Raw genomic sequence first — 25,490 nt, 5'->3', positions numbered from 1 at the left:
CTGCAGATGTCAGCCGGTTATCGGCTCGGCAGCCTGGTGTAAACGCGCATAACGGCTGAATTCGGCAGCCGGCAGCGGACGGCTGAACAGATAGCCTTGCAGTTCCTTGCAGCCATGCGTACGCAGCAACTCCAGCTGTTCTGCAGTTTCCACGCCTTCGGCAATGGTAAGCAGGCCCAGGCTGTCTGCCATGTGGATGATGGCGGCCACCAGGGCGCGGTCTTCCGGATCGGTAACGATATCGCGCACAAAGGACTGGTCGATTTTCAGTTTGTACACCCGGAACTGCTTGAGCAGGTTGAGCGAAGAATATCCGGTGCCAAAATCATCGATAGACATGCGTATGCCCTGTTCATACAAGGCATTCATCACGGCGATGGCCTGTTGTGGGTCGTACATGGCCACGCCTTCGGTCAGCTCCAGTTCCAGGCAACTGGCCGGCAAGCCTTCTTCCTGCAGAATACGTGCCACCAGCGTCGGCAGATCGGTCTGACGGAATTGCACTGCCGACAGGTTGACCGCCATCACCAGTTCCAATCCCTGATCACGCCACTGCCTTGCCTGGCGTACCGCCTGACGCAATACCCACTCGCCCAATGGCAGGATCAGCCCGCAGTCCTCAGCGACCGGAATGAACTCACCCGGGGAAATGCTGCCCAGTTCGGGGTGAGTCCAGCGCAGCAGTGCCTCGGCACCAAGCAGGCGGCCATCCTCCATCGCCAGCTGCGGCTGGTAGTGGATGCTGAATTGCTGCTGTTCCAGTGCCATGCGCAACGCATTCACCAGCAACAGGTGGCGCGTGGCTTTTTCCTGAATGGCCGCAGTGTAGAAACGGTAGCAGCTGCGGCCGGCCTTCTTGGCCAGATACATGGCGGCGTCGGCGCGGCGTGACAGGGTTTCCAGGTCCTGGCCATCATCGGGATATATTGCAATGCCAATGGAGGCCGACACGTTCAGATCGTAAGGATCCACCCGGCAGGGACGGGCAATATCTTCCAGCAGCTTGCGTGCCAGCTGTTCGGCCTCGGCGGCACCGGCATCAGGCAGCAGCAGGATGAACTCGTCCCCACCCAGTCGGGATATCAGCGCGCCTTCGGGCATCACCACACGCAGCCGTGCCGCCAGCCGCACCAGCAGGGCATCGCCCACGCTGTGGCCCAACGAGTCGTTGATGTCCTTGAAGTGATCCAGATCGAGAAACATCAGCGCCAATGCGGCCTGCTTGCTGGCAAGTTGCTGCAGCGCCTGCTGGCTCTGTTCTTCCAGCATCACGCGATTGGGCAGGCCGGTCAGTACATCGTAATGGGCCAGGTAACGGATGTGCTGCTCGTTCTGCTTGCGCTGGGTGATGTCGCGGGTAATGGCCAGCTGCATGCTGATGTTGCCGTCCTCTGCCCGCATCGGGGCCGCATGGGTTTCCAGCCAGCGCCGGCTGCCATGCAGGCCGGTGATTTCAAACTCCAGGGTCCGGCTCTGGCCATCCATGACATCCCGGTGCAGCTGTTTAAAGGCTGCGTGGTATTCCGGACGGATGAAGTGCAACAAGCCCAGCTGCTGCACCTGCTGCAGGTTGTCCACTTCCAGCATGTTCATGCCGGCATGGTTCATCTCCAGCAGCTGGCCGTCCCGACCCACCACCTTGATGCATTCCGGCTCGGTTTCAATAATGGTGCGCAGGCGCTGCTCACTCTGCTGCAAGGCAGAACTGGCTTGCTGCCGGGCTTGCTCGCGCTGGAAGCTGTCCAGCGCATAATCCACGTCCATCACCATTTCTTCGATCAGCTTGCGCGCGGCCAGATCGAAAGCATGTGCTTCCGCACTGTACAAGGTCAGCGCACCGATAATGCGTCCCTCACGCTGCAAAGGCAGTGAAGCCGAGGAACCCCAGCCATATTGTTCGGCGCGGGCATGCCAGGGGGCGGTGGTGGGATCGTGACGGAAGTCCTGACACCACTGCACCATGCCGGTCAGCACAGCCCGTCCGGTGGGACCGTGGCTGAGCGGATTGTCCTCGTCAGTCGCCAGCGGCAGGTCGGACAGGTATTCCGTGCCGTTGCCAAACGCACACAGCGGCCGGATATGTCTGGCTTCCTCATCCAGCAGCCCGACCCATACCATCTTCATGCCACCATGGATGACCGCCGCCTGGCAGATCTGCTCGAACAGCTCGCGCTCGTCACGGCTGCGGACAATGGCTTGGTTGCACTGGCTCAGGGCATTGTAAAGCCCGGTCAGGCGCTGGTTGCGCGCATCCGCCAGCTGGCGTTCTGCATCCAGCCGCTGCAGCTTGCGCCAGGTCTCGGCCAGCCAGCCCATGATGCTGTTACCGGCGGAGGCCGACAAGGATGCCGGGGGCGAAAAGTCACCGCTGCCCAACCGGACAAGGCTGGCATGCAGCTCGCTCACCGTGGCACCGAGAATGCCATACAGATTGCGCCGCAAACCCCACAACAGCGGAATCAGCAACAGGACAAGGGCAATGAACAGGCAGCGCAGTTGCAGGGCATAGCGCTCGGCATCATGTACCGCCTGTGCCGTGCGCTGCGCGGATATGTGATTGAAAAGGGCAATCGGCTGCATGATACCGGCCTTGGCACGGTGATAAGCGGCATCGTGCAACATCAGGATTGCTTGCTGCCGTGGCGGTGAGCCAAAAGGCGGATTGGCTGCCACCAGCCGCATGGCCGCCCACTCGGTACGGGTCAGGGCATCGGAATTGGCCTTGGCAGTGGCCAGCATGGCCATTTCAGCCGCGGTAAAACCAGCATCACGCATGCGTTGCAGCAAGGAGGGGGCCGGGGCGGAAAGCTGTGGTCGTCTATCGTCGTCCAATACCAGGTCCCAGTAGCTGCTCTGGTAATCGACTGGTCGGGGAGCCTTGCCATCGCGGATAGCCAGGATTTCGCGGTAATGCTGCTGATAGAGCGGATTGCCCGTCACCACATAGGTGCGCACCATGCGGGTGAGATCGTCGCTGGACTGCCGCAACTCGCCTGCCAGCAAAATCGATGCATGCCGGGCCTCGTTGGCCCGGTCAATGGCCTTCTCCGCCCGGACATACAGCACGAAGCTGACAACAACGGCAATGAACACCAGCAGGATCAGCCAGTAATAACGGGAGAGCAGCAGCAGTTTGCTCTTGACGGTCAGCATGGCTTTATCAGCCCTTTATTATCGTATTTGCCCTGATAGCGAGCGGGACGGGCATGGCTGCCTGATTATGGCGCAAAAACAGTGATTTCACAGTCAGAATCAGACAATTCATCATCAAAATACGCATAGGTAGCGGCAACGCTACACAATACGACCACCCCGGCCAGCGCTGCCAACAACATGTTCAGCAGGCTGGAACTGGCCTATGCTGCTGCTTCATCCCGACATCACAAGGACTGGACATGACGCTGACGCAATGGCTGGACATCCCCTTCCCCATCATTCAGGCCCCGATGGCCGGCGTGCAGGGCAGCCGGCTCGCCATTGCCGTGAGCGAAGCCGGCGCACTGGGATCACTACCCGCCGCCATGCTGTCCAGTACGCAGTTGCAAGCCGAGTTGCAAGCGCTGCAAGTACTGGGCAAGAAACCTTATAACCTCAACTTCTTCTGCCATCAGCCGCCAGCAGACGACCCGGCCCGCCTGGCCGGCTGGCAGACGCTGCTGCAGCCCTATTACCAGCAGGAAGGCATCGCCGCCGTCGCGGCAGGTGGTGTGCAACGCCTGCCCTTCAATCAGGAAATGGCCGATCTGGTCAGCCACTACCGCCCGGCAGTAGTCAGCTTCCACTTCGGCCTGCCCGCCCCCGCCCTGCTGCAGCAGGTGAAGGCTGCCGGCTGCAAGGTGCTGTCCTCCGCCACCACCGTGGCCGAGGCGCGCTGGCTGGCAGCCAATGGAGCCGATGCCATCATCGCGCAGGGGCTGGAGGCCGGCGGACATCGCGGCATGTTTCTTGATCTTGATCTGGACACCCAACTGGGCAGCTTTGCCCTTCTACCGCAAGTGGTGGCCGCAGTAACACTGCCGGTGATTGCCGCCGGTGGCATTGCCGATGCCGCCGGGATTGCCGCCGCCATGCGCTTGGGCGCAGCCGGGGTACAGGTGGGAACGGCCTATCTGCTATGCGATGAGGCCGATACCAGCCCGCTGCACCGGACGGCACTGGCCGGGTTGCGCGCGGCACATACAGCGCTCACCACGCTGTACAGCGGCAGACCGGCACGCGGCATCGTCAACCGGCTGATGCGTGAGCTGGGACCGCGCCATCCGGCAGCTCCCGCCTTTCCGCTGGCATCGGCAGCACTCGCCCCCTTGCGTGCTGCGGCAGAAGCACAAGGCCGCGATGATTTCAGCCCGCTGTGGTGCGGCCAGAACGCCAGCGGCTGCCATGCCATTCCGGCAGCACAGCTGACACGTCAGCTGGCCGGGCAGGCATAGCCACTGCAAAACGCGGTAAACCCCGGCAATACCCAGGCCAAGGCTTGCTAGTCTTGTCCTGTAACCATTCTCCGGAGTCCCGACCGATGCCACGCATCCATTACCCTGCCCTGCTGCTGTGCGGGCTACTGCTGGCGGGTATCGCCAGTGCCGATGACCGCCCGCCACCACCTGCCGACGGCGATATGCCGCCACCACAAGGCCAGCCGCACGAGGGCCATCAGCCGCCACCGGAAGCCTTTGCTGCCTGTGGCGGCAAGCATCCGGGTGACAAGGTGGTGATCCAGCTGCATGGTCAAAGTATCCCGGCGCGCTGCGTTGATTTTCACGGCAAGCTGGCGGCCCGGCCAGATCAGCCGCCGCCACAACAGTAAAAATACCAAAGCAAAAAGCCCCGCAGTCCGGGGCTTTTTATGCTGCCGCACCATCCACAAGCATGGCGCATGGCTGGCACAAGATCTGTCTCAGTCGGCAAAACCGGCGGCAATGCGGGTGCACTCTGCCAGCCAGTGCGCCTTTTCCTCCGGGGCCAGCCAGCTGGCTTCAAAGCCGTTCTGGCACAGCTGGACGATCTCGGCCTTGCTCAGGCCCAGTTCCCGCGCGCAGCCCAGATAGTTTTCCTGCACATAACCACCAAAATAGGCCGGGTCATCCGAGTTCACCGTGGCACACAAACCCGCCTGCAGCAGCTGGCGCAGATTGTGATCTTTCAGTTGGTCGAACACGCACAGCTTGATATTGGAATACGGGCATACCGTCAGCGGCATGCGGCTGGCCACCAGTCGTGCCACCAGGGCGGCATCTTCCAGCGCCCGCACCCCGTGGTCGATGCGGCATACCTTGAGCAGGTCCAGCGCCTCCCAGACATAGGCCGGCGGGCCTTCCTCGCCGGCATGGGCCACGCAGGGCAGGCCCAGTTGATGACAGGCGGCAAACAGGCGGGCAAACTTGGCCGGCGGATGGCCCACCTCGCTGGAATCCAGACCGAAACCGTCAATACCGGCCAGATAGGGACGCGCCTGCTCCAGCACGGTAAAACCGTCTTCTTCGCTCAGGTGGCGCAAAAAGGACATGATCAGCCGTGAGCTGATGCCCAGCTGAGCCTGTGCCTGGTCCAGCGCCCGGCGGATACCCTGGTATGCCGTGCCAAAGGCAATGCCGCGCTCGGTATGGGTTTGCGGATCAAAGAAAATCTCGGTGTGCACTACCTTGTCGTCTCGACAGCGCAGCAAGTAGGCCCAGGTCAGATCGTAAAAGTCCTGCTCGGTCTGCAACACGCCGGCACCGGCGTAGTAGAGGTCGAGGAAGGATTGCAGATTATCGAAAGCATAAGCGGCACGCACCGCTTCCACCGTGGGATAGGGCAGGCTGATGCTATTGCGCTCGGCCAGCCGGAACATCATTTCCGGCTCCAGGCTTCCTTCGATATGCAGGTGCAGCTCGGCTTTGGGCAAGGCGGCAATCAGCGCAGCATGGGCTTGACTCATGGTATTTCCTGGCGGGAGCCCGGTCAGACGGCAGGCAGGGCCTGTCGCTTCATATCGAGCAAAAGCAGCATGATAACCATTGCCGGGCATGGGCAGAAGCCCCGTTTGTCACCATTTAGCGACGATATGGCAGCAAAATGCGCGGCGGCATCCCGTGTACGGACAAATATCCACGGCTTTACCGCAGCTTTGCTGCCGAATGCACGCTGGAGCCATCCTGGTTTGGGGTAAAATCAGCAGGCAGCACCCCAGAACCAGGCCAGAGGCCGCCACAGAAACTTGCCCTCAGCCACAGGCCATGTGCGCGGCGGCAGGAACTCATCATGAACGTGCCCAACTTCCAGCAGGCTCTGCAGCAGACGTCGCAAGCCTTTGCCATTCTCGATGCCGAGAGTTGCATCGCCTATGCCAATCCGGCCTTCTGCAACCTGTTCGCTTACCCCTTGCACGAACTGGTGGGGCAATCCATCAAGCTGATCATTCCACTGGATGCCAGCGATGGTGTCTGTCATCAGGACATCGCCGGCGACATCAGGCCAGACCGCCCCTTCCAGGGTGAAGTGCGCCGCATTGCCCGTGACGGGCGCAGCATTACCGCCATGCTGCATTGCAGCGCCCTGTGCAATACGGCAGGGAAAACCGAAGGCTATGTGCTGTCCTACACCGACATTGCCGACCGCAAGGCTACCGAACTGGCACTGCAACAGGCCAACGAGCAATTGTCACTGGCACTGGACGCCTCACAGCTGTCGCTATGGGATATGGACATCCTGCAGGATAGCGCCAGCGTGGACGCACGCTGGGCGCGCATGCTGGGCTATCCGGCCACCGCCCAGCAAATCCGGGCTACCAGCATGCTGGACGCCGTACATCCGGACGACTACCAGCGCGTCTACCAGGCCAGCATGGCGGTGCTAAGCGGCAAGCAGGCACGCTTTCAGGAAGAATTCCGCTACCGCAACGCGGTGGGAGCCTGGGTATGGATACGCTGTACCGGCAAGGTGGTAACCCGCAATCAACAGGGTACTGCCCTGCGCGCCATCGGCACCAATCAGGACATTACCGAACGCAAGAACAGCGAAGCGCTGATCGTCAACGCCGCCCATCACGACTGGCTTACCAGCCTGCCCAACCGTTTTTCGCTCACCAGCCATCTGGCTGCGGCGCTAGCGCGTGCCCAGCGCCGGGATAAGCTGGTAGCGGTCTGCATGATAGATCTGGACGACTTCAAGCCGGTCAACGATACCTGGGGACACCAGGCTGGCGACCTCTTGCTGCAGGAACTGGCACTGCGGCTGCAATGCCTGCTGCGCCAGACCGATTTTGTTGCCCGGCTGGGTGGGGATGAGTTCGTGGTAGTGATGGAAGACCTGCCGGAAGAAGACGCCCTGCCGCAACTGGAAGCCGCGCTCAAGCGCCTGCACCAGGCAGTGGAGTCGCCGTTCCGGCTGGGAAATGGCATCGAAGCAGAAGTCGGCATGACCGTGGGGCTGTCGCTGTTTCCGCACGATGGTATCGAACCGGATGCACTGATGCGCCAGGCCGATGCCGCCATGTACCAGGCCAAGCAGAACAAATCAGGCCGTCGGCGCTGGTGGCGCATGGTGTCTGAAGAAGCCGGCTACCCACAGGAAGAAAGCAGCCATTTCGAGGTATACGGGGACGAAGCCACCCGCCTGCTGCGCAAATCCGGCCGCCTGATCCAGACGGCAACCGACACCTATATCCAGCGCTTTTACGGCCAGGAGCATCCGGAACGGGCAGAGCTGGCCATTCTGGCCAGCCTGGGTCTGGTAGAACAGGAAAGGCTGGAACACCAGCACCGCCAGTTTCTGCTGCAGATCCTGTCGCCTGACATGCAGGCCGAGCAGATCAACCAGCACAGCCACCAGTTGGGCTACATTCACAGCCTGGTCGGTGTCACGCCGGTGATGCTGGTACAAAGTGTGGAATTGTTCCGTCGCACTTTCAGCGAACAGCTTAACCTTGCCCTGCTACCCATCCGCCAGCGCTACTGCCTGCTGGAAATCGTGGATAGACGTCTGCAGGATCAGCTGCATGCCCAACTGGAAGCCGGGGCCCAAGTGCAAAGCCAGTATCTGGAAAGCGTATCCCTGCCCATGCCCCACCATGGCACCCTGTGGGCCGATGCCGTCAGCAGCGAGCTGGAACAGCTGGGCAAACTGCCCGGCATGCAGGCGGTGTTGCTGATGCGGCTGATGTCCAACGGCGTGTTCGTACCGGAAAACAGCCGTGGCCCACTGGGCGAGCTGGTGGCAAACCGCCTGCAGCTGCCAGGCTCCGAAGCGGTGGTCGACCCGGCATCCGCACGCGGCCAGGGACTGACTGCCGTGGCCTGGCGCAGCGGGCGCATCTGCAGCACCGCCTCCTACGGCCAGGACCAGCGCTACGCCACCTGGCATCAGCAAGCCGGGGCCGTGCATATCCGCGCCGCCATGAGCATCCCGGTACGCAATCCGGAAGGACTGACCGTGGCGGTCATCAGCCTGTTCGGTGCCTATCCCAATCAGTTCGAATCAGCCAGCATGCAGCAATTTGCCCAAGGACAGCAGCACCGCTGGGAGCTGATGCTGGCGGCCAGCACCAAACCGGCAGCCGCCATCCAGCAAAACCTGGCCATTGCCCTGCGCGAGCGCTTGTTTGCCGGCGGCCTCACCATGTATCTGCAACCGCTGGTCGATCTCAAGAGCGGCAAGGTGGTCAAGGTAGAAGCGCTGGCCCGGCTGATCCAGGCCGATGGCAGCATTGTCAGCCCCGGTGTCTTCCTGCCCCTGCTGGGCGATGCCGACCTGGATCACCTGTTCCGCCTTGGCCTGGACAAGGCGCTGAGCCAGCTGGCCGAACTGGACCAGCATGGCCTGCAGATCGACATTTCGCTCAATATCGCCCCCAGCACGCTGCAGGATGAAGACTGTCCGCAATGGGTGGCTGATGCGCTGGTCCACCACGGCGTGGCCCCCCACCGGCTCAGCCTGGAGTTGCTGGAAACCGAAGACATTGCGCCGCAAGCCCAGGACCGCGCCATCGAACGCTTGCGCCATACCGGCATCAAGCTGGCGATGGACGATCTGGGCTCGGGCTACAGCAGCCTGCAACGGCTGAGCACACTGCCGTTTGACACCATCAAGATCGACCAGAGCCTGACGCTGAACCTGCGCAAGACACCGCTGACCAGCCTGGCACTGATCCGCGCCATCCTGCAGCTGGGGCAGGATCTGGAACGCCAGGTGGTGGTGGAAGGCCTGGAAGATCGCGGCATGCAGGAAGCCGCCTGCATCCTGGGCGCAACCCTGGGCCAGGGCTACAGCCTGGCCCGCCCCATGGCGCAACAGGACTTCATCCGCTGGCAGCAGCAGTTCCAGCTGCCGCCGGCTGACGGAGCCATCACCAGCTATCTGGGGGCGCTGGCACAGCACTGGCTGTATACCCAACCCTCGCACGCACACAGCAAACAGGCACTGGAACATTGCCCGCTACAGCATTTTTTGCTGCGTCAGCCCGCAGCCAGTGTCAATGCCCTGCAATGGCACGCCGCCTGCCATCAGCAGGCCGACCATGCCGCAGCCAGCCAGCGGCTGACCGACTGGCTGGTGGAACAGATGCTGCTGGAAAGCTGAACCACTGCCTGCAGACCAGATCAAGCAACATTCACCACTTACAGGCGAGAATACACATAGATCTACCAGTATTTTCAAAATAAAACAGAAACTGCTTTCTGACTGCCAACCTTATACGGCAACAGACCTTCAGCAATAATGAGCGGCATTCCATCCCTGACTCCCAAGGAAACCGCCATGAATATTGCCGACCTGGTCCAAACCCGTTACACCACCAAGGCTTTCGACCCCAGCCGCCAACTAAGTGCCGATCAGCTAGCCCAGATTGAAACCCTGCTGCGCTTCAGCCCCTCCTCCACCAACTCCCAGCCCTGGCACTTTTTTGTGGCGGGCAGCGCCGAAGGCAAGGCCCGTATCGCCAAAGCCACCAGTGGCGGCTATGCCTTCAATGAAGCCAAGGTGCTGAATGCCTCGCATGTGGTGGTGTTCTGCAGCCGCGCCAGCATCGATGACAAGCATCTGGAAACGCTGCTGCAACAGGAAGCGGCAGACGGGCGCTTTGCCAATGAGGAAGCACGCGCCGGGCAGCATCGTGGCCGCTCGCACTTCGTCAACATGCATCGTTTTGAATTGCGTGATGCCCACCACTGGATGGAAAAGCAGGTGTACCTGGCGGTAGGCACGCTGTTGCTGGGGGCGGCAGCCATGCAGATTGATGCCTGCCCGATCGAAGGTTTCGACCAGAAAGTACTGGATGAAGAGCTGGGCCTGCGCGCCATGGGCTATACCAGCGCCGTCATCGTGGCGCTGGGTTATCGCAGCGACAGCGACTTCAACGCCAAGCTGCCCAAATCGCGCCTGCCGGCCGACAGCGTCATCACCCGTTTGTAAGCAGCAAGCCTGCCGGCAAACTCAGGCCACCGGGGCGGAACCAGCGCAGCAGATTGTGCAGGTCGCGCTGCTCGCCCCGGCCCAGCTGCCGGTAAGCAGCCAGTGCGCGCTGCCGCACGCCAGCATCGATTTCACGACGTGCCGGCCCGCGCAATACCACCATGAAGGGAGCCAGCGCGGTGTGGTAGCTGTCCAGCGTCATGCCCAGCGCGTGTGCCGCCTGCTGCAGCTCGGCCAGGCTGAAGGCCGCCTGCATAGAATTGAGAAAGTCGGCGGTAAACTGCACCGACTGCATCTCGCTGCGGTCATGGGCAAAGTAATGCTGGGTGGCCCGGCGCTTGAGCCGGCCAAAATCCGCCAGATACACCCCGCCATCGGGCTGCAGAATGCGCCGCACCTGACCCAGCGTTTGCTGCAGCGTGCTGACATCGGGCAGGTGATGCAGCGACATGGTACACAGCGCCACATCCACCGCACAGTCGGCAAAACCGTCCAGCACGGTAATATCCCCCTGTTGCAGGCTGACATTGCTCACCCCGGCCGCGCGCAGGTTGTCTGCAGCCAGTTGCAACATGGCCGGCGAAGCATCCAGACCGACAAAGCGGCTGTCCGGGTGTAGACGGGCCATCTGCAGCAACTGGTTGGCCGGGCCACAGGCCAAGTCCAGCACCACATCGCCGGGCCGGATTTGCGGCAAGGACATCAGGGCATGAAACAGGTAGATGTAATGCAGCACGCCATCGCGGCGGCCACTATCCATGAAGGCAGATACCTGCTCGGCATCCGCCATCACCGCAGCGGGCTCAGGGATGCGCGGCAGGGGATTGCGCCGCAGCTGCTCCAGCAGCAGATGGGTCATCATCAGGGATGCGGACATGGTTCAGCCCGGTTTCCTGCAATCCACGCCCGGACCATCCATCCCCAGACCGGCAGTCAGCATGCCAGCCTCAGCCACGGCGCAGCTTTCGCAACAGCAGCAGCGGCAGGCGCAGGGCAAAGCCGAACATCAGCCGGATATGCATCCAGGTAAGCAGGCGGTTGTCACGCCAGTAATTGAAGTGTGATACGCCGCCCTCGTCGGCCTGGAAGTATTTCACCAGCGACGGCACATTCACCGGCTGCACACCTGCCCAGCACAGCCGCACCACGGCTTCGGGGTCGAAGTCGAAGCGCCGCATCCAGTGCTGGCGCTGCATGATGCGGCGCAGTGGCTCCACCGGATACACCCGGAAGCCGAACAGCGAATCGCCAATGCCCATCCACAGGGTTTCCAGATTGGCCCACCAGTTGGAAATCTTGCGGCCCTTTACCCGCAGGCTGGGCGCGCTGGCATCGAACACCGGCAAGCCCAGTACCATGGCCTGCGGCTGCTGCTGCGAGGCCGCCATGAAGGCGGGAATCTGCGCCGCCGGATGCTGGCCATCCGAATCCATGCACAGCACATGGCTAAAACCCAGGCGGCTGGCCTGATCCAGCCCGTGCAGCACAGCGGCACCCTTGCCACTGTTGTACGGCAGCACGAATACCTGCAGGCCAGCGTCAGTGGCTGCCATCTGCTGCAAGCCTTCTGCCGAGCCATCGTCGCTGCCGTCCACGATCACCCATACCGGAGACCACTGCTGACGCGCAGCACGCACAGTGTCATATACCTTGGGGCCGGGGTTGTAACTGGGAATCAGCACCACATGGGTGGAAGAAGATGTCGTCATGGCAAATCGCGGGACAGTGCCTGCCCTGGGGGACAAGTCATATAGGGTTAATCCGGCAGGACATTAGCCGATGGCAAGCCGCATGGTCAACCACTGGCAGCCAGGCCGGAAAATCATTACAAATGCAGCTCGGGATCAATTGATTGCTGCAGGCTGGATTCAAAATACTGCTGAATGCGGCGCGCAGTTTCATCTCGACAGGAAGATGCCTCGAATTGCTGTCCCGGAATTGCCCGATATATCAGAGGAAATTGCGGCGGGCGCCATATTCTCCACCCTTTACTCAAATAGGGCGAATTGGTTGTAATCAGAATTGTTTGCAATGGTGCCGCAGCCTTCTTGGCAATCAATGCCACCGAGCCGCCAATATCATTCACCGGCTGGCGCGTGGTGCGGGTACCCTCCGGAAATATCATCAGCACCCGCCCCTGACGCACCGCCTTGATGGCAGCACGGAACATATGTTCAGGATGACGATTGGACACAAAACCGGCCAGGTAGGCCCCGGCACCCAGAAACAGGTTGGAGCTGATACTGGCCTTCATCAGGCACACCACATGCGGCAGGCGGGAAAACACCAGAAATGCGTCGATCATGCTGGGATGATTGGCAATCAGTAGCATCTGGCGACGGCCATCCAGTTGATCCAGCTGGCGCAGATCCAGCTGCATCAGCCTGCAGGCGGCAGCACCGGCCAGAAAACAACGGCAGATGCGGCTGATGGCCAGCTGCACCAGCGGCTCACGCAGGCGGCGCGGTGCCAGCAGCAAGGGCAGCACGGCAATATTGCCCAGCAATAGCATGGAGCCCAGCCACAACAGCATCAGGTAGAACAGTATGATCTGGCCCAGGCGTAAACAGCGGTACGGCATTATTCCACTTTACCTTCAAATGACAGGGCTTGAATTACAGGACGGGCAAATCAGGAGCCTGATACAGAATGTCCACAGCGGAAATCTATCACGGCACAAGCGCCGGCCCGCATTGATTTCCAACAGGCATTCAATATCAAACCTCATGAAAACAGCCTTGAAAGGCGCTTGCACACTGAAGGAGTCAAGTCAAACCGGGGTAATGATTTTACTATATAATCTCGCCATTTTGGTGCCTGCAACGCTCGGGATTGAAAGCATATGCTAGAAGAAATCATCAAAAACTATCTGATCAATACCAAAGGCAAAGACCCGGCCCTGTTCACCAACCCTGCCCTGCAGGTGGCAGAGTTGGGACTGGATTCGCTGGACATGGTGGAAATGCTGTTTGAAATTGAAGACCGCTGCGGTTTCCAGCTGCCCGACCCCACCCGCTACCCGAAAATGAGCTTCCGCGACATGCTGGCCGACATCGAGGCTGCCATCCGGGAACACAATGGCGGCGAGCTGCCAGACCTGCGACTCGAGGCGGACAAATAATTGGCCAAGGTACTGATTACCGGCATGGGGGCCATCAGCCCGCTGGGGACGGACCTGCCAACCAGCTTCGCCCAGGCGCTGGCAGGACATTGCGCCATCAGCCCCGCACCGGCAGACATTGCCAAATGGCTGCCCAATATACTGCTGGCCCCTGCCGCAGGCGAACCGCTACCCATGCTGGACAGCAAATATGCCGGTCTTGACCGGGCCAGCCAGTTTGCACTGGCCGCAGCAGCCGAAGCCATTGCGCAGGCTGTCCTTGCCGCACAGCCGGCAGAGGCCCGTCGCATCGGGGTGTTTGTCGGCATCGGCTTTGGGGGTGCCCACACCCTGGACGCCCTGTACCAGCGTTTTCAGAATGCCGTGCATAGCGATGGCAAGCGTAATCCGGTGATGGTGCACCCGCTGTCAGTACCACGCATGATGGCCAATGCAGCGGCAGCGGCCATTTCCATGCACTACGGTTTCAAGGGCCCCAGCAACACCTACTCCGTAGCCTGCGCGTCCTCTGCCGTTGCCATTGGCGAAGCCTTCCGCGCCATTCGCGACGGCTATCTGGATGCTGCCGTGGTAGTCGGTTGCGAAGCCATGCTCACCTCAGGTTCCATGCTGGCATGGAATGCGCTGCGCGTAATGGCCAAACCACAGGAAACCGCCCCCGCCCGCAGCTGCCGACCCTTCTCGCAAGACCGCAGTGGATTTGTACTGGGTGAAGGTGGCGCTGCCATCGTGCTGGAAAGCGCCGCGCGGGCAGAAGCCCGTCAGCAAGCAGCGCTGGGCGAGCTGTGCGGCTATGGCTGCAGCAGCGATGCCGCGCATCTGACCGCGCCTTCCAGCGCAGAGCAGGTATATGCCATGCAGCAGGCGCTGGACGATGCCGGCCTGCAGCCTGCCGACATCCAGTACCTGAATGCCCACGGCACGGCCACGGAAACCGGCGATGTGGTGGAAACCGAATCCATCCGCACCGTGTTTGGCGGCAGGGACGAAAGCCGGCTTGCCATCAGCTCCACCAAGTCCATGCACGGCCATCTGATAGGGGCCAGTGGCATTCTGGAATTTGCACTGGCGGTGATGGCGATGCGCAGCGGCTCCTTGCCCCCCACGGCCACGCTGGAAGTGCCAGACCCGCGCTGCGACCTGGACTACATCCCGCTGACGGCACGCCATGGCTGTGATGTGCAAGCCATCATGTCCAACTCCTTTGCCTTTGGCGGCAGCAATGTCTCGCTGGTGGCAAAACGGTACCCGGCATGAGCCAGCCCTACCACTACCCCATGCAGTTGCAGCGTGCCGACATGGCCGCGCTGCTGCCACACCGTGGTGCCATTTTCGTGTGTGAAACCCTGTGTATCGAGGGGCCGCACCAGTTTCACGGCATCGCCCGCTGGCCGCAGGACAATGCCATCATCCAGGGCCACTTCCCAGGCCTGCCGATTGTCCCCGGGGTAATGCTGATCGAATCGATGGCACAGTTTGCCGGGGCCGGCCTGCTGGCTGGCGACCCGTATGTAAAAACCCTGCCGGAGGATTCGATCGGGGTACTGGCTGCCGTACGTAATTGCTGGTTCAAGCAGCCGGTGCTGCCCGAGTCGGCGGTGGAGTTCTTCATCCAGTGCCGTCAGGTCGCGCCCTTGCTGGTGCAGGTAAGCGCCGTGGTAAAGGTGGAGGCTGTTGAAGTGGCCAAGCTGGAAATCGCACTGGCCTATGCCCCGCGCACCCAGTTGCTGAGCAGCGGCACGGCGGCGACGGCGGTGTAAACAGCAAGACCCTGGCCGGTGCAGCCGCCCGCTATCCGGCAGGCTGTTACAGCATGCCGCCGTTGATGGAAATCACCTGGCCGGTAATATAGGCTGCCTGCTCCGAGGCCAGGAAGGCCACCAGGCTGGCCACCTCATCCGGCTTGCCCACCCGCTTCATCGGCACCATCTGCGCCACCATCTCCTTGTCAAACACGTCCTTGCTCATGGCTGATTCAATGATGCCCGGCGCCACCGCATTCACGGTAATGCCACGACTGGCCAGCTCCAGCGCCAGCGATTTGGTGGCACCATGCAGCGCGCTCTTGGCGGCGGCATAGTTGGTCTGGCCCCGGTTGCCGGCCAGCGCCGCCACCGAAGTGATATTGATGATGCGTCCCCAGCGGGTGCGAATCATCGGCATGGTCAAAGGCTGGGTGACATTGAAGAAACCGTGCAGGGACACATCGATCACCCGGTGCCATTGCGCCGCCTGCATGCCCGGGAACACCGCATCGTCATGAATCCCGGCATTATTCACCAGCACCTGTACCGGGCCTTGTTCCAGGATCTTTTCCAGTTCGACAGCGCTGGTGGCGGCATCGGCAACGTCAAACTGCACGGCCTCGGCGCTGAAACCCTGCTCTGCCAGTTGCTGACTCAGCGCCTGTGCGGCGGCCAGATTGCTATTGGCGTGGATGATGACGTGAAAACCATCAGCAGCCAGTCGCTGGCTGATGGCGGCACCGATGGCACCACTGCCACCGGTGATCAAGGCTCGTTTCATACGGATTCTCAGCAAGATGGGGAAGCGGGAGCCAGCGCGGCGGCATTCAGCACCACGCCTAGCCGACCACTGGCCAGCAGGCGCTCGCCGGCATGCAACTCGAACCGGTACATGGCGGTGATGTCATTGCCGGACAGGCGCAGCGCATGCACCAGCAGCGGTGCGTCGGTCTCATCCAATCGCTGGCAATACCAGCGGGTTTCGCGCACGCTGGCCAGATAACCAGCAGCCGCCGGAGCGGCATCGCCAGCCAGCAGCGCACCATGTACCGCCATGGCCTGTGCTGCATATTCGATGGCATTGGCCACGCCTAACCGCCCAGCCGCACGCAGCGGATTATTCTCCAGCAGGTGGCTGCCGGTCTGACACAGGATTTCCTCTGCGTCCCAGCGCAGCACGGTATCAAGCAGACACATGCTGCCCTGATGAGGAATGCGTGCGGCAATGGCCTGGCGGTCCATCATGCGCTTACCGTCACCGCCAGCTGGCAGTCATCCAGATATTCCAGCACCACGCACCCGGGCTGGCCGCTGGCCAGCAACTGCAGCAATGGCAGGCTGCGTGCGGCAGGAATTGTCCGGCGCAGCTGCTCCAGCCCGGCATCGGCCATCACATCGGCCGCATCGCGGGTAAAGGCCAGTTGCAATGCTGCCTTGCTGGCCGCAGTGCGCTGCGGTGCCAGTACCATGCCCACCCCCATCGGATAGGGAATGGGGCGCTGGCTGTACAGCGGCTGCGGGTAGGCGGTATCGAAGGCAACCAGCACCGCGGCCTGGCCGCTGGCCAGCACCTGGGTGGCGGTTTCGATCAGCGCGGCAGCAAAGGTGGCGTCGTAGGCACACAGGCTGGTGGAGGCCGCCGTGCAGCCGGTGGCAATGCCCCAGTAGCCGGCCGGCGCGTTGTGGACCGAGTTATGAAAGCGGGTGGGCGAAATCAGCCGCTCGTCCGATGCCAAAACCTCCAGCAGATTATGGCAGTTGTCGCAATCACCGCCGGTGGAGGAAAACACATTCACCAGCTGCGCGGCATCAGCAGCGGCATCCGCCACCGCGGCAAAGCCGGTGGCCATGGCCAGTTTTACTGCCGTGCCGACACGGCGACGCTCGGTGGCCGGCAGGGCCAGCACTGCGGGCAAGGCAAGCTCGGCCGCGACAAAGGGCCGTTCGCCACGCAGGCAGGCGGCTGCCGTGCCCCAGTCTGGCAGGCCAGGCCCCAGTACACTCAAGCCATCCAGATAAATCATTGCTGTACTCATGCATCCACCCGCGAAAAAACCAGACTGCAATTGCTGCCGCCAAAACCAAAAGAATTACTCAACACATGCTGCAAGGGCTGCTCCACATTGTGCAGCAGGTAGTTGCACGGCAAGGCCGGGTCGGTCTGGCTGGTACCGACACCGCCGGGCAACAGCCCTTCACGCAAAGCCAGCGCACTGAAAATGGCTTCAATGCCACCGGCAGCACCCAGGGTATGCCCGGTGTGGCCCTTGGTGGAGCTGCATGGCGTGTCTTTGCCAAACAGCGCCAGCACTGCCGCGCCTTCGGCCGCATCGTTGCTGGGCGTGGCCGTCCCGTGCAGATTGATGTAGCCGATATCGGCCGGCTGCAGGCCGGACATCTGCAAGGCCTGCTGCATGGCCATGTGCGCGCCGCGGCCTTCCGGGTGTGGCGAGGACATGTGATAGGCATCGCTGCTTTCCCCCACGCCAGTCAGGATGATGTCGCCGGGGCGAGCCAGATCACCCCGCTCCAGCAACACATAGGCCGCGCCCTCGCCAATGGAAATGCCATCGCGGGCCGCATCAAACGGACGACAGGGCTGGGACGACACCAGCTGCAACGAAGAAAACCCATAGATGGTGGTCAGGCACAGGCTGTCCACGCCGCCAACAATGGCCGCGTCGATCAGCCCGGCGGCCAGCATGCGCTGCGCCGTGCCAAACACCTTGGCGCTGGAAGAACAAGCGGTGGACACCACCATGGCCGGACCGGACAGAGCAAAGTACTTGCGCACAAAGTCCGCCACCGAATAGGCATTGTGGGTTTCGCGATAGTGCAAATCCGGCGGCAGCGCACCACTGTGCGGATCGCGCTGGCGATAAGCCACTTCCGTGCTGAGAATGCCGGAGGTGCTGGAACCCATGAACACGCCGATGCGGTCGGTGCCATAAGAGCCAATGGCTGCCTGCACCTGCGCGGCAAAGCCATCCTGCTGCAGCCCCAGCAGGGCCAGGCGGTTGTTGCGGCAATCGTAGTCGGCCAGCGTGGCGGGCAGGCGGACCTCATCCAGCCCGGCCACCTCGCCGACACAGACATCAAACTCCACCGTTTCCCAGCGTTTTTTGACAATGCCACCCCGCTGCGCGCGCAGCGCGGCAAGATGAGGGGCCTGCCCACGGCCCAGGGCGGTGGTCAGGGTGTAGGCGCTAAGTCTGAGAGCTTGCATAGACGGCGGAATAATCAGCGTGAATTGGAAAATCAGGCATCTGCCACACGGGCAGCTGTCTGCTCGGGCTGGCAGGCCTGCGGCAATGTCACCGCCTGCAACTGACGGCGGGACAGTTCCTGCAGCAGGCGCGGCAGCACAGTCAGGATCAAGGGCTGGCCATCGGCGGTACGGGCGGCATTGCCGTCGTGCAGCAGCAGGATGTCACCAGCCGCCAGATTGCGCACCAGCCGGGCATACACCTGCTCGGGGTCGCGGACGCGCGTATCATAGCCACGGCGCGTCCAGCTCGCAAGAAACACGCCCTGCTGCTGCAATACCGGTTCGAGAAAGGGATTGCGCAAGCCGGCAATCGGCCGGAAAAACCGCGGTGTGTGACCGGTAATGCGCTGCAGCGTAGCCTGGCCCTCACCCACCTCGCGTCGCCAGCCGGCCGGGCCGAACAGTGAAGTCTGCTTGCGGTGGCGCTGGCCATGGTTTTCCACCGCATGGCCGGCACGGGCAGCCTGCTGGCACAGTGCGGGATATTGCGCCGCGCGCTCGCCGATACAGAAAAACGTGGCCTTCACACCGTAATGTTGCAGGATGTCCAGCACTGCCGGCGTCACCGCCGGGTCCGGGCCATCATCAATGGTGATGGCCACCTCGCCACGGCGGATGGCCGCCGCCGGCAGCCGGGTCAGGTTTGGCCCCAGCAGCGTGCAGCGCGGCAGCAGCCCGGCCACGGCAATCAGGCCATGCAGCAATACCAGCAACAACAAGAGCGCCAGCCAGTCATGCGGGCGATACAGCAGTGCCAGCAAGGCCAGCACATGCAAAGCACCACACAGCCAGAGAAACGGCGACAGCCTTGGTGGTTTCATCTGTCCTCCTTGCCCGGTGACTGCTGCGCGGCCAGCGGCCCATGCACCAGCCAGTGTTGCCACAGCTGTAGCCATACCGGCCAGCTGTGATCTCCCTCAATCCGGTTTACCCGCTGCGCCGGCAACAGGCTGGCCAACATGTCCTGACCATCGCGGAAGCGGTCCTGCGCACCCAGACCCAGCCACAGCGGGCAGTCCGCCTGCGTGGCCAGCCAGTGCCACCAGCGGCGCTCATCCTGCAAATTGGCCGTGGCAGCGGCCCAGGCCCGCGGCCCGCCTGCAGCGCGGATTTCCTGCAGGATGTCCGCCGTGCCGGGATAAGGTGCCAGCAGGCAGAGGCCGGCCAGCTCGCTGCCATGGAGCGCGGCATGGTGCAGGGCATTGAAAGCGCCCAGCGAAATACCCGCCAGCCAGATGGCACGGTAGCCCTGCGCGCGCGCCGGTGCAATCACCGCCTGCTGCAGGCTAGCGGCCACCGTTCCGGCCATCACCTGCTGATAACCCACATCCGCCAGTACGATATCCACCGCCAGACCGCGCGCGCGCACGGCCGCCACCATGCCCTGCTCCAGCAGGTCTTCCAGGCTGGCCTTGGCCGGCGGCAACAGTACCAACAGTGTGTCGGCACGGCTATCGGCACGGAATGCATCAGCGAGGCAGCGCACGCGGGGTCATCCTGGCCATCATGGCGGCAAACACCAGCGCCAGCAGCGCGCCAATGGCCACCGTGCTGCCGATGAAGGACAGCACCGGCACGCTGGAGCTACCCAGCAGGCCGAAGCTGGTGACTGTGGCCAGATTGGCCACCACCAGCGATACCTCTACCTGGCGCTGCTGGTCATCGCTGCCCAGCTGCTGCTTGTTGGCAAAGAACAGCGCGTAGTTGGAGCCGATGGCCACTACCAGCAGCAGGCCCACCAGATGCAGGATGGTCAGCTGGATGCCGCAAGCATCCAGAATCGCCACTGTGCACAACACGGCACAGCCCAGCGGGATGGTGACGCGCACTGCCTGCAACCAGCCACAGCTCAGCCACAGCAACAGCAGGATGGCCAGGCTGCCCAGCGAGGAAAACACCAATGCCTCGTGGGTATAGCTGTCGAAAATGGCGGTGGTTTCTTCCAAGAGGTCGATCACCGTCACCTGCCCCAGTTGCTGTGCAGCCAGTGCAGCCCTTACCTTGTCCAGCGCGATGTTCTCGCCACTGGCCGGGCGCAGGGGCATCAGCACCAGATAACTGCCGGGGCGCTGGATAAGCATGGAATCCAGCAACACGCTGGCCGCGCTGCCATGCAGGCTGTCACGGCTCAGCAGCGGCTGTTGCCGGCTGCGCTCCACATCGCTGACAAAGCCTTGCAAGGCTGCGGCATCCAGCGGCAGGCCTTGCACGGCCTGTGTCAGCCGGCTGGCGGTTTCCGCCGCAGTGGGCAAGGCCGCCTGACGGGCCTTCTGGGTGGCCAGGCTGGGTAGCAGTTCATCCGGGGTATGGAAGCCGCCGATCACATTCTGCCGGCTCAGCTGCTGCAATACCCGGCGGCTGCGCTCGGCCAGTTGCAAGGCGCTTTCCTGATCCGGCGCGCTGAAGCTGGCCACATAACGCATGTCATTGCCGCCCAGATCGCCACGCAGTTCGGCATCCAGCTTGTTCTGTGCCGCCGAGGTGGAGCTAAGCGCGTTGAGCTGGCGGCTCCAGATGTCCTGATGATGCAGTGCCAGCACGGCAGTCGCTGTCAGCATGGCCACCAGCAGCAGCCAGCGCAGGCGGGTAAGGCTGTCCAGCACCTTCTGCAGCAGCAGGCCGGGGCCGGACAGATCACGCAGGTTCAGTTGCTGCGGCATCAGGCCGGGCAGGACATAGCGCGTCACCAGCGCTGCCGCCAGCAGGCCGCTGATGGAATACAGGCCCAGCTGCGACAGGCCGGGAAAACTGGAGCACATCAGCGCGGCAAAGCCGGTGGCCGAGGTCAGCACCCCCAGGCGGATGGTGCGCCAGAAATGGCCGGGATTGCCGCCCCCCGCGCGCTGGATGAACAGGTAGATGGAGTAATCCACCGCCTCGCCAATCAGCGTGGTGCCAAAACCCAGTGTCAGGCCATGCACATGACCAAAACCCAGGCTGACGCTGGCAATGCCCACCAGCGCGCCGGACACTACCGGAATCAGTCCCAGCAGCAGCAAGGGCAAGGAACGGTAGACCAGCAGCAACAGCGCCACCACCAGCACGGTTCCCAGCGTGGCCAGCCGCTCCACCTCACTCTGGATGATGTTGCGCGAGGCCACCGAAATGACGCTGGTGCCGCTCATCACCAGCCGGGTATCGGCATGGCGCGCCGGCAGGCTGGCAAATGCCTGCTTCACGTCTTCCAGCGCGGCGGCCTGGGCGTCGGTATTCAGGCCGGATTCGCCCAGCTGCAACAGCAGCACTGCACGCTTGCCATCGCGCGAGACCCAGATGTCGTCGCTGGTGCTGGGCTGGTTCTCGCCGATGAACTGCTCCAGTATTTGCAGGGTTTCGCCAGTGGGATCGCGCGGCAGGATTTTCTTGACGATCAGGCCGGCGTCGCCGGACATGGCGTCCAGCGTGCCCTGGATGGCATCGTGCAGGCCGGCGGCACTGAAGCGCTGCGGCGTCACCGCCGGGCTGAGCAGATAACGGTTGTTGAAGAAATACTGTTGGTCGTGCTGCTGGGTCTGGCGGTCGCCGTTCTGCACCGAAGTAAAGCGCGCATTGTGCGCCAGCTTGTCCACCAGCAGCCGCGACAGCCGGCCACGTTCGGCCTCGTCACTGCCTTCAATCCCCACCAGCACGATGCGGGCGATAGCGCCATCGCGCAGCTGGTCGATCAGCATCTGCTGCCGCGCACTGGGCAGCTTGGGCATGAAGGCGGACAGGTCAGCCACGAAGCGGGTCTGGCTGATCACCAGTACCGAGGCCAGCATGGCGACCAACCAGATCAGCAGCGCCGGTTTGAAGAGTCTTGATTTCATCGGGTGCTGGTGATGGTCATTTCCGAACGGTCACCATCGGCCTGCAGGAATTCGATGGTCTTCACCTGGGCACGGGCACCGGCAATGCGGATCTGGCTGATGACCTTCTGCATACGCGGCTGCAGCGGTGTCAGGCTCAGTTGCCACTGCTCGCTGCCACCGGACAGCGCCGGAGTGTAATAGCGTTCCAGCGCGCTGCGGTCACCGGACAGGGTGGCGCGGATGCTTTCGACAAAGGCCGATACCTCCGGGCGATCGGCCAGGTTGACGCTCATCTTGCGGCCATCATTGCGCTCCAGCGTCAGCTTGTTGCCTTCCAGCAGCACCGCCTCCGCCTTGGGCTTGAGGGTGCGCTTTTCCAGCCGGTCCGGCGCGGTGAAAGCCAGTTCGCCGGATGACTCCAGCGGCTGCTTGAGCATGGCGATGTATTTTTTTTCCACAAAGGTGGCGGTGCCGGACTTTTTCTGTCCCAGTTGCTGCATCAAGTCAGCCAGCGAAAAATCAGCGGCCTGCAGTGCGGTGCTGCCCAGCAGCAGAAGCAGTCCGGCCAGGGTCTTGCTCAAAATGGATACACGCATGGTCTGTCTAGCTTTCATCCCAAAAATCGTAAAAATTGAACCAGTTGTACGGATAGGCCAGGCAATGCCTTTCCAGTGCGGCCACATATTTGTCCAGCAGTGCCTGCATGGCGGCCTCCCTTTGTGACCGCCCAAGTGCGGAAAAGTCTTCCAGCAGCTCGAAATGGATGCGGTAACGGTTGCCACCCAGATAGATGCCGGCCATGAAGTACACCGGGCGGCGCAGCATGGCGGCCATGCGCAGCGGCCCGCTGGGAAAGCGCGCCGGCGCGCCCAGCAGCGTGCGCTGCAGGTACTGGTCCGCCCCCGCGGCACGGTCGGCCAGAATACCGACCAGCGCGCCTTCATCCAGCCGGGCGTGCACCTTGAGCATGGCCTCCAGTGTACCTAGCGCAATGATGTCCGGTGCGGCAGCAGGGTTGATGGCCGCGAGCGCCTGATTGATCTGGCGCGCGTTTTCCGGATACATCGCCATGCTCACCTGCATGCCGGGCCGGTGGCGGGCCATGGCGCGCAAGACTTCAAAACTGCCCAGATGCGCGCCGAACAGCAGCAGGCCCTGCCCGCCATCGTAATGACGATGCAGTTCCTCGGCACCGGACAGATCGATATCGAATACATCAAAGCGGTCACGCAGCAGATAAACGCGATCGTGAATGGTGGTAGCAAAGCTCAGCACATGCCGATACACCTCGTACCAGCGCGCCGGCCGCCCCAGGCTGCGGGCCAGATAGCTGCGCGAGGCACGACGTGCCTTACCGCCGAACAGCACAAAGTAGGCGGCAATGCCGTACAGCACCAGCCGCGAGCAGCGCCGCCCCAGCAGGCAGGACAGTGTGGACATGATGCGCAGCCAGAAACGGTTGCCGCGCTCCTGCTGCTGCATCCACTGCGGCTTGGCGTTGCTGCCGCTGTCCTCGCTCACGCGGCAGGCTCCGTATCGGCCAGGAACTTGCCGTCCGCCACCTTGCTACCGGCATGGGAAATCACGAAGGACACATTACCGCTACCGATGGCAAATGCCAGCTGCAAGGCCTCGCCCGGTGCCACCGGACGGTGGAACTTGGCCAGCGCCAGGCCCGTCAGTACCAGGCCGGAGGCGGCTTCGATGACCAGTTGGGCCTGATCCAGCAGCACTACGCCGGGCAGGATGGGGCGACCGGGGAAATGTCCGGGATAGGCCGGGTGATCGGCGGCAATCTGCAGTTCGGTGTACTGCATATCAGTCCCGTCCGCTCAGATGGCTGGCAATCAGCGCCTGTACGGTGCGCGCCAGAATCTTGCCGTTGCCGTCGCGCGGCAGGCTATCGACAAACACCACGTGGCGCGGCAGGAATACCGAATCCAGATGCTGGCGCAGGCCAGCCAGAATGGCGGCGCGATCCAGCGTGGGGGCCACTACGAACACCGCCAGACGCTCCACCTCCTCACCGCTGCCGCGCTCGGGCACGCAGAACATGCCGTCCACCACGCCGGGCAGGCTGGTGAGCGTATTGTTGAGGAAGGACAGCGAGCTGCGCTTGCCGGCCACATTGATCATATTGGCCTTGCGATCCACCAGGCGGAAACGCTGCGGGCTGAACAGCTCCACCGTGTCGTTGAGCATTTGCGGGGTCTCGTACACCTCGCCCACTGCCCACAGTTCGTCGTCGCGCATTTCCAGCGCAATGCCCTGCAAGGTCTGCCAGGTGGTTTCCACATCGGTTTCACGGGTGGCTACCTGACCGGTTTCGGTGGAACCATAAATTTCCAGCACCGGGCAGCCCAGTTGCTGCCGGGTCTGGGCGGCCAGCTCGGCAGACAGCGGTGCCGTGGCCGACAGGATGACGGCGATCTCGGGCAGGCGGATGTCGGCATCCAGCAGCTTGCGCAGATGAAAGGGCGTGATCACCAGCAGGCGCGGTGCCGGCATCCGTTCCAGCGCACTGGCGATATCGGCCGGGAAAAACGGAATGCGGCCAGACATGCGGCCACCAGCCATGATCGGCAGCAGCACACTGGATTCCAGTCCATACATATGGCGGATGGGTACCGTTCCCACCACCGAACAGGCCTGCCCTGCCGCACCCCATACCCGCTCGGCCCCGGCCAGAATGGCCAGCCGCAGACGGCCAAAGGTTTTGAAATGCGGCATGGGTGTGCCGGTGGAGCCAGAGGTATACAGACAGGCCACGCGCTGGTCGAAAGGGATCAGCGGCAGTTCGGCCTGTGCCAACTCCATGCGTGGCGGCAGGGTGTTGATCTGCATATAGGGCAGATCAGCCACCGGGCATTCCGCCTGGTCGCCCAACACCAGCAGGCCCGGCTGCTCTGCCGCCACGGCGGCTATATGTTCCGGTGCCGCCGAATTGGGCAGCACCGTCACCATCTTGCGGGCGATGGCAGCAAACAGCGTCACGGCAAACCAGTAGCGGTCGGCGCACATGTTCAGCACCCGCTCGCGCGCCGGCAAGGCCGCCGCCAGGGTCAGCACCTGGGCGCGGAAGGTGGCGCGGTCGATTTCCTGCTCGTTAACGTAGGCAAACGCAGCGGTCGGGTCGGTATCGGGAAGAAGCGGTATCAGATTCATGGGCAAAATGGCAT

Annotated in this window: 23 protein-coding genes; 7 read left to right on the top strand and 16 right to left on the bottom strand. The window is 62.5% G+C overall.

The genetic code is table 11. From position 1 onward, the window contains the following. Positions 1–9 precede the first annotated feature (9 nt). Positions 10–3,153: a putative bifunctional diguanylate cyclase/phosphodiesterase gene (locus tag GSR16_RS04090; RefSeq protein ID WP_159875269.1), complete on the bottom strand. Its 3,144-nt coding sequence runs from the start codon at positions 3,151–3,153 to the stop codon at positions 10–12. A 242-nt stretch (positions 3,154–3,395) separates the two neighbouring features. Here GSR16_RS04090 and GSR16_RS04085 point away from each other — a divergent pair, with 242 nt between their 5' ends. Both GSR16_RS04085 and GSR16_RS04080 read left to right on the top strand, forming a co-directional pair. Then, on the top strand, positions 3,396–4,430 hold the full coding sequence (locus GSR16_RS04085) for an NAD(P)H-dependent flavin oxidoreductase (RefSeq protein WP_159875268.1): 1,035 nt from the start codon (positions 3,396–3,398) through the stop codon (positions 4,428–4,430). An 86-nt stretch (positions 4,431–4,516) separates the two neighbouring features. After that, on the top strand, positions 4,517–4,804 hold the full coding sequence (locus GSR16_RS04080) for a hypothetical protein (protein ID WP_159875267.1): 288 nt from the start codon (positions 4,517–4,519) through the stop codon (positions 4,802–4,804). 90 nt (positions 4,805–4,894) lie between these two features. On the opposite strand, the gene GSR16_RS04075 is transcribed toward GSR16_RS04080, so the two are convergent. After that, complete coding sequence (locus tag GSR16_RS04075; RefSeq protein WP_159875266.1) at positions 4,895–5,917, bottom strand: adenosine deaminase; 1,023 nt, start codon at positions 5,915–5,917, stop codon at positions 4,895–4,897. A 323-nt stretch (positions 5,918–6,240) separates the two neighbouring features. Between GSR16_RS04075 and GSR16_RS04070 the strand changes: the two genes are divergently transcribed. Together GSR16_RS04070 and nfsB are read left to right on the top strand one after the other, a co-directional pair. Further along, positions 6,241–9,555 carry an EAL domain-containing protein gene (locus GSR16_RS04070; protein ID WP_159875265.1) on the top strand — a complete coding sequence of 1,105 codons (3,315 nt, stop codon included), beginning with the start codon at positions 6,241–6,243 and terminating at the stop codon, positions 9,553–9,555. A gap of 177 nt (positions 9,556–9,732) precedes the next feature. Then, positions 9,733–10,386 (top strand): oxygen-insensitive NAD(P)H nitroreductase, encoded by a 654-nt coding sequence (gene nfsB / locus GSR16_RS04065; protein WP_159875264.1) that lies wholly within the window; start codon positions 9,733–9,735, stop codon positions 10,384–10,386. On the opposite strand, the gene GSR16_RS04060 is transcribed toward nfsB, so the two are convergent. The 3 genes from GSR16_RS04060 to GSR16_RS04050 form a co-directional block, all read right to left on the bottom strand. After that, complete coding sequence (locus GSR16_RS04060; protein ID WP_159875263.1) at positions 10,373–11,263, bottom strand: class I SAM-dependent methyltransferase; 891 nt, start codon at positions 11,261–11,263, stop codon at positions 10,373–10,375. The two genes, nfsB and GSR16_RS04060, sit on opposite strands and share 14 nt — an antisense overlap. Positions 11,264–11,333: 70 nt before the next feature. Beyond that, a complete protein-coding gene (locus GSR16_RS04055; protein WP_159875262.1) occupies positions 11,334–12,095 on the bottom strand; it encodes a glycosyltransferase family 2 protein in 762 nt (253 codons plus the stop codon). A 116-nt stretch (positions 12,096–12,211) separates the two neighbouring features. Continuing rightward, positions 12,212–12,967: a lysophospholipid acyltransferase family protein gene (locus tag GSR16_RS04050; RefSeq protein ID WP_159875261.1), complete on the bottom strand. Its 756-nt coding sequence runs from the start codon at positions 12,965–12,967 to the stop codon at positions 12,212–12,214. Positions 12,968–13,228: 261 nt separating this feature from the next. Between GSR16_RS04050 and GSR16_RS04045 the strand changes: the two genes are divergently transcribed. The 3 genes from GSR16_RS04045 to GSR16_RS04035 are packed head-to-tail and all read left to right on the top strand — an operon-like array spanning position 13,229 to position 15,267. Continuing rightward, on the top strand, positions 13,229–13,507 hold the full coding sequence (locus tag GSR16_RS04045) for an acyl carrier protein (RefSeq protein WP_159875260.1): 279 nt from the start codon (positions 13,229–13,231) through the stop codon (positions 13,505–13,507). After that, the gene (locus GSR16_RS04040) at positions 13,508–14,764 is read left to right on the top strand and encodes a beta-ketoacyl-[acyl-carrier-protein] synthase family protein (RefSeq protein ID WP_159875259.1); all 1,257 of its coding nucleotides are present in this window, start codon (positions 13,508–13,510) and stop codon (positions 14,762–14,764) included. It begins immediately after the preceding gene. Next, the gene (locus GSR16_RS04035; RefSeq protein ID WP_159875258.1) at positions 14,761–15,267 is read left to right on the top strand and encodes a 3-hydroxyacyl-ACP dehydratase FabZ family protein; all 507 of its coding nucleotides are present in this window, start codon (positions 14,761–14,763) and stop codon (positions 15,265–15,267) included. Before GSR16_RS04040 ends, GSR16_RS04035 begins: the two co-directional genes overlap by 4 nt. Positions 15,268–15,313: 46 nt before the next feature. Here the strand turns inward: GSR16_RS04035 and fabG are convergent, their stop codons facing one another. The 11 genes from fabG to GSR16_RS03980 are packed head-to-tail and all read right to left on the bottom strand — an operon-like array spanning position 15,314 to position 25,476. Next, entirely contained in the window at positions 15,314–16,033 is a 720-nt protein-coding gene (gene fabG / locus GSR16_RS04030; RefSeq protein WP_159875257.1) for a 3-oxoacyl-ACP reductase FabG, read from the bottom strand. Positions 16,034–16,041: 8 nt separating this feature from the next. Further along, positions 16,042–16,497 carry a hotdog family protein gene (locus GSR16_RS04025; RefSeq protein ID WP_159875256.1) on the bottom strand — a complete coding sequence of 152 codons (456 nt, stop codon included), beginning with the start codon at positions 16,495–16,497 and terminating at the stop codon, positions 16,042–16,044. After that, positions 16,494–17,288, bottom strand: coding sequence for a beta-ketoacyl synthase chain length factor (locus tag GSR16_RS04020; protein WP_159875255.1), 795 nt, complete (start codon positions 17,286–17,288; stop codon positions 16,494–16,496). The genes GSR16_RS04025 and GSR16_RS04020 overlap by 4 nt, the downstream gene beginning before the upstream one ends. After that, positions 17,285–18,478: a beta-ketoacyl-[acyl-carrier-protein] synthase family protein gene (locus GSR16_RS04015; RefSeq protein WP_159875254.1), complete on the bottom strand. Its 1,194-nt coding sequence runs from the start codon at positions 18,476–18,478 to the stop codon at positions 17,285–17,287. Before GSR16_RS04015 ends, GSR16_RS04020 begins: the two co-directional genes overlap by 4 nt. Before the next feature lie 32 nt (positions 18,479–18,510). Then, the gene (locus tag GSR16_RS04010; RefSeq protein ID WP_159875253.1) at positions 18,511–19,341 is read right to left on the bottom strand and encodes a polysaccharide deacetylase family protein; all 831 of its coding nucleotides are present in this window, start codon (positions 19,339–19,341) and stop codon (positions 18,511–18,513) included. After that, on the bottom strand, positions 19,338–20,006 hold the full coding sequence (locus tag GSR16_RS04005; RefSeq protein WP_159875252.1) for an alpha/beta fold hydrolase: 669 nt from the start codon (positions 20,004–20,006) through the stop codon (positions 19,338–19,340). The genes GSR16_RS04010 and GSR16_RS04005 overlap by 4 nt, the downstream gene beginning before the upstream one ends. Beyond that, the gene (locus GSR16_RS04000) at positions 19,990–22,329 is read right to left on the bottom strand and encodes an MMPL family transporter (RefSeq protein WP_159875251.1); all 2,340 of its coding nucleotides are present in this window, start codon (positions 22,327–22,329) and stop codon (positions 19,990–19,992) included. Before GSR16_RS04000 ends, GSR16_RS04005 begins: the two co-directional genes overlap by 17 nt. After that, on the bottom strand, positions 22,326–22,907 hold the full coding sequence (locus GSR16_RS03995; protein WP_159875250.1) for a LolA-related protein: 582 nt from the start codon (positions 22,905–22,907) through the stop codon (positions 22,326–22,328). The genes GSR16_RS04000 and GSR16_RS03995 overlap by 4 nt, the downstream gene beginning before the upstream one ends. 7 nt (positions 22,908–22,914) lie before the next feature. Then, positions 22,915–23,832 carry an LpxL/LpxP family acyltransferase gene (locus GSR16_RS03990; protein ID WP_240902596.1) on the bottom strand — a complete coding sequence of 306 codons (918 nt, stop codon included), beginning with the start codon at positions 23,830–23,832 and terminating at the stop codon, positions 22,915–22,917. Next, complete coding sequence (locus GSR16_RS03985; protein ID WP_159875249.1) at positions 23,829–24,128, bottom strand: ApeI family dehydratase; 300 nt, start codon at positions 24,126–24,128, stop codon at positions 23,829–23,831. The genes GSR16_RS03990 and GSR16_RS03985 overlap by 4 nt, the downstream gene beginning before the upstream one ends. Before the next feature lies 1 nt (position 24,129). Next, positions 24,130–25,476, bottom strand: coding sequence for an AMP-binding protein (locus GSR16_RS03980; protein ID WP_159875248.1), 1,347 nt, complete (start codon positions 25,474–25,476; stop codon positions 24,130–24,132). Positions 25,477–25,490: the final 14 nt, after the last annotated feature.

It is taken from the genome of Aquitalea denitrificans (assembly GCF_009856625.1).
Classification (GTDB): Bacteria; Pseudomonadota; Gammaproteobacteria; order Burkholderiales; family Chromobacteriaceae; genus Aquitalea; species Aquitalea denitrificans.
Note: the sequence above shows the minus strand (reverse complement) of the source record. Positions and strands in the feature narration are given on the sequence as shown.

Bases quoted from the DNA above. Each gene is read 5' to 3' on its own strand.
- GSR16_RS04090 (WP_159875269.1), bottom strand. From the start codon at position 3,153: ATGCTGACCGTCAAGAGCAAACTGCTGCTGCTCTCCCGTTATTACTGG.
- GSR16_RS04085 (WP_159875268.1), top strand. From the start codon at position 3,396: ATGACGCTGACGCAATGGCTGGACATCCCCTTCCCCATCATTCAGGCC.
- GSR16_RS04080 (WP_159875267.1), top strand. From the start codon at position 4,517: ATGCCACGCATCCATTACCCTGCCCTGCTGCTGTGCGGGCTACTGCTG.
- GSR16_RS04075 (WP_159875266.1), bottom strand. From the start codon at position 5,917: ATGAGTCAAGCCCATGCTGCGCTGATTGCCGCCTTGCCCAAAGCCGAG.
- GSR16_RS04070 (WP_159875265.1), top strand. From the start codon at position 6,241: ATGAACGTGCCCAACTTCCAGCAGGCTCTGCAGCAGACGTCGCAAGCC.
- nfsB (WP_159875264.1), top strand. From the start codon at position 9,733: ATGAATATTGCCGACCTGGTCCAAACCCGTTACACCACCAAGGCTTTC.
- GSR16_RS04060 (WP_159875263.1), bottom strand. From the start codon at position 11,263: ATGTCCGCATCCCTGATGATGACCCATCTGCTGCTGGAGCAGCTGCGG.
- GSR16_RS04055 (WP_159875262.1), bottom strand. From the start codon at position 12,095: ATGACGACATCTTCTTCCACCCATGTGGTGCTGATTCCCAGTTACAAC.
- GSR16_RS04050 (WP_159875261.1), bottom strand. From the start codon at position 12,967: ATGCCGTACCGCTGTTTACGCCTGGGCCAGATCATACTGTTCTACCTG.
- GSR16_RS04045 (WP_159875260.1), top strand. From the start codon at position 13,229: ATGCTAGAAGAAATCATCAAAAACTATCTGATCAATACCAAAGGCAAA.
- GSR16_RS04035 (WP_159875258.1), top strand. From the start codon at position 14,761: ATGAGCCAGCCCTACCACTACCCCATGCAGTTGCAGCGTGCCGACATG.
- fabG (WP_159875257.1), bottom strand. From the start codon at position 16,033: ATGAAACGAGCCTTGATCACCGGTGGCAGTGGTGCCATCGGTGCCGCC.
- GSR16_RS04025 (WP_159875256.1), bottom strand. From the start codon at position 16,497: ATGATGGACCGCCAGGCCATTGCCGCACGCATTCCTCATCAGGGCAGC.
- GSR16_RS04020 (WP_159875255.1), bottom strand. From the start codon at position 17,288: ATGAGTACAGCAATGATTTATCTGGATGGCTTGAGTGTACTGGGGCCT.
- GSR16_RS04015 (WP_159875254.1), bottom strand. From the start codon at position 18,478: ATGCAAGCTCTCAGACTTAGCGCCTACACCCTGACCACCGCCCTGGGC.
- GSR16_RS04010 (WP_159875253.1), bottom strand. From the start codon at position 19,341: ATGAAACCACCAAGGCTGTCGCCGTTTCTCTGGCTGTGTGGTGCTTTG.
- GSR16_RS04000 (WP_159875251.1), bottom strand. From the start codon at position 22,329: ATGAAATCAAGACTCTTCAAACCGGCGCTGCTGATCTGGTTGGTCGCC.
- GSR16_RS03995 (WP_159875250.1), bottom strand. From the start codon at position 22,907: ATGCGTGTATCCATTTTGAGCAAGACCCTGGCCGGACTGCTTCTGCTG.
- GSR16_RS03985 (WP_159875249.1), bottom strand. From the start codon at position 24,128: ATGCAGTACACCGAACTGCAGATTGCCGCCGATCACCCGGCCTATCCC.
- GSR16_RS03980 (WP_159875248.1), bottom strand. From the start codon at position 25,476: ATGAATCTGATACCGCTTCTTCCCGATACCGACCCGACCGCTGCGTTT.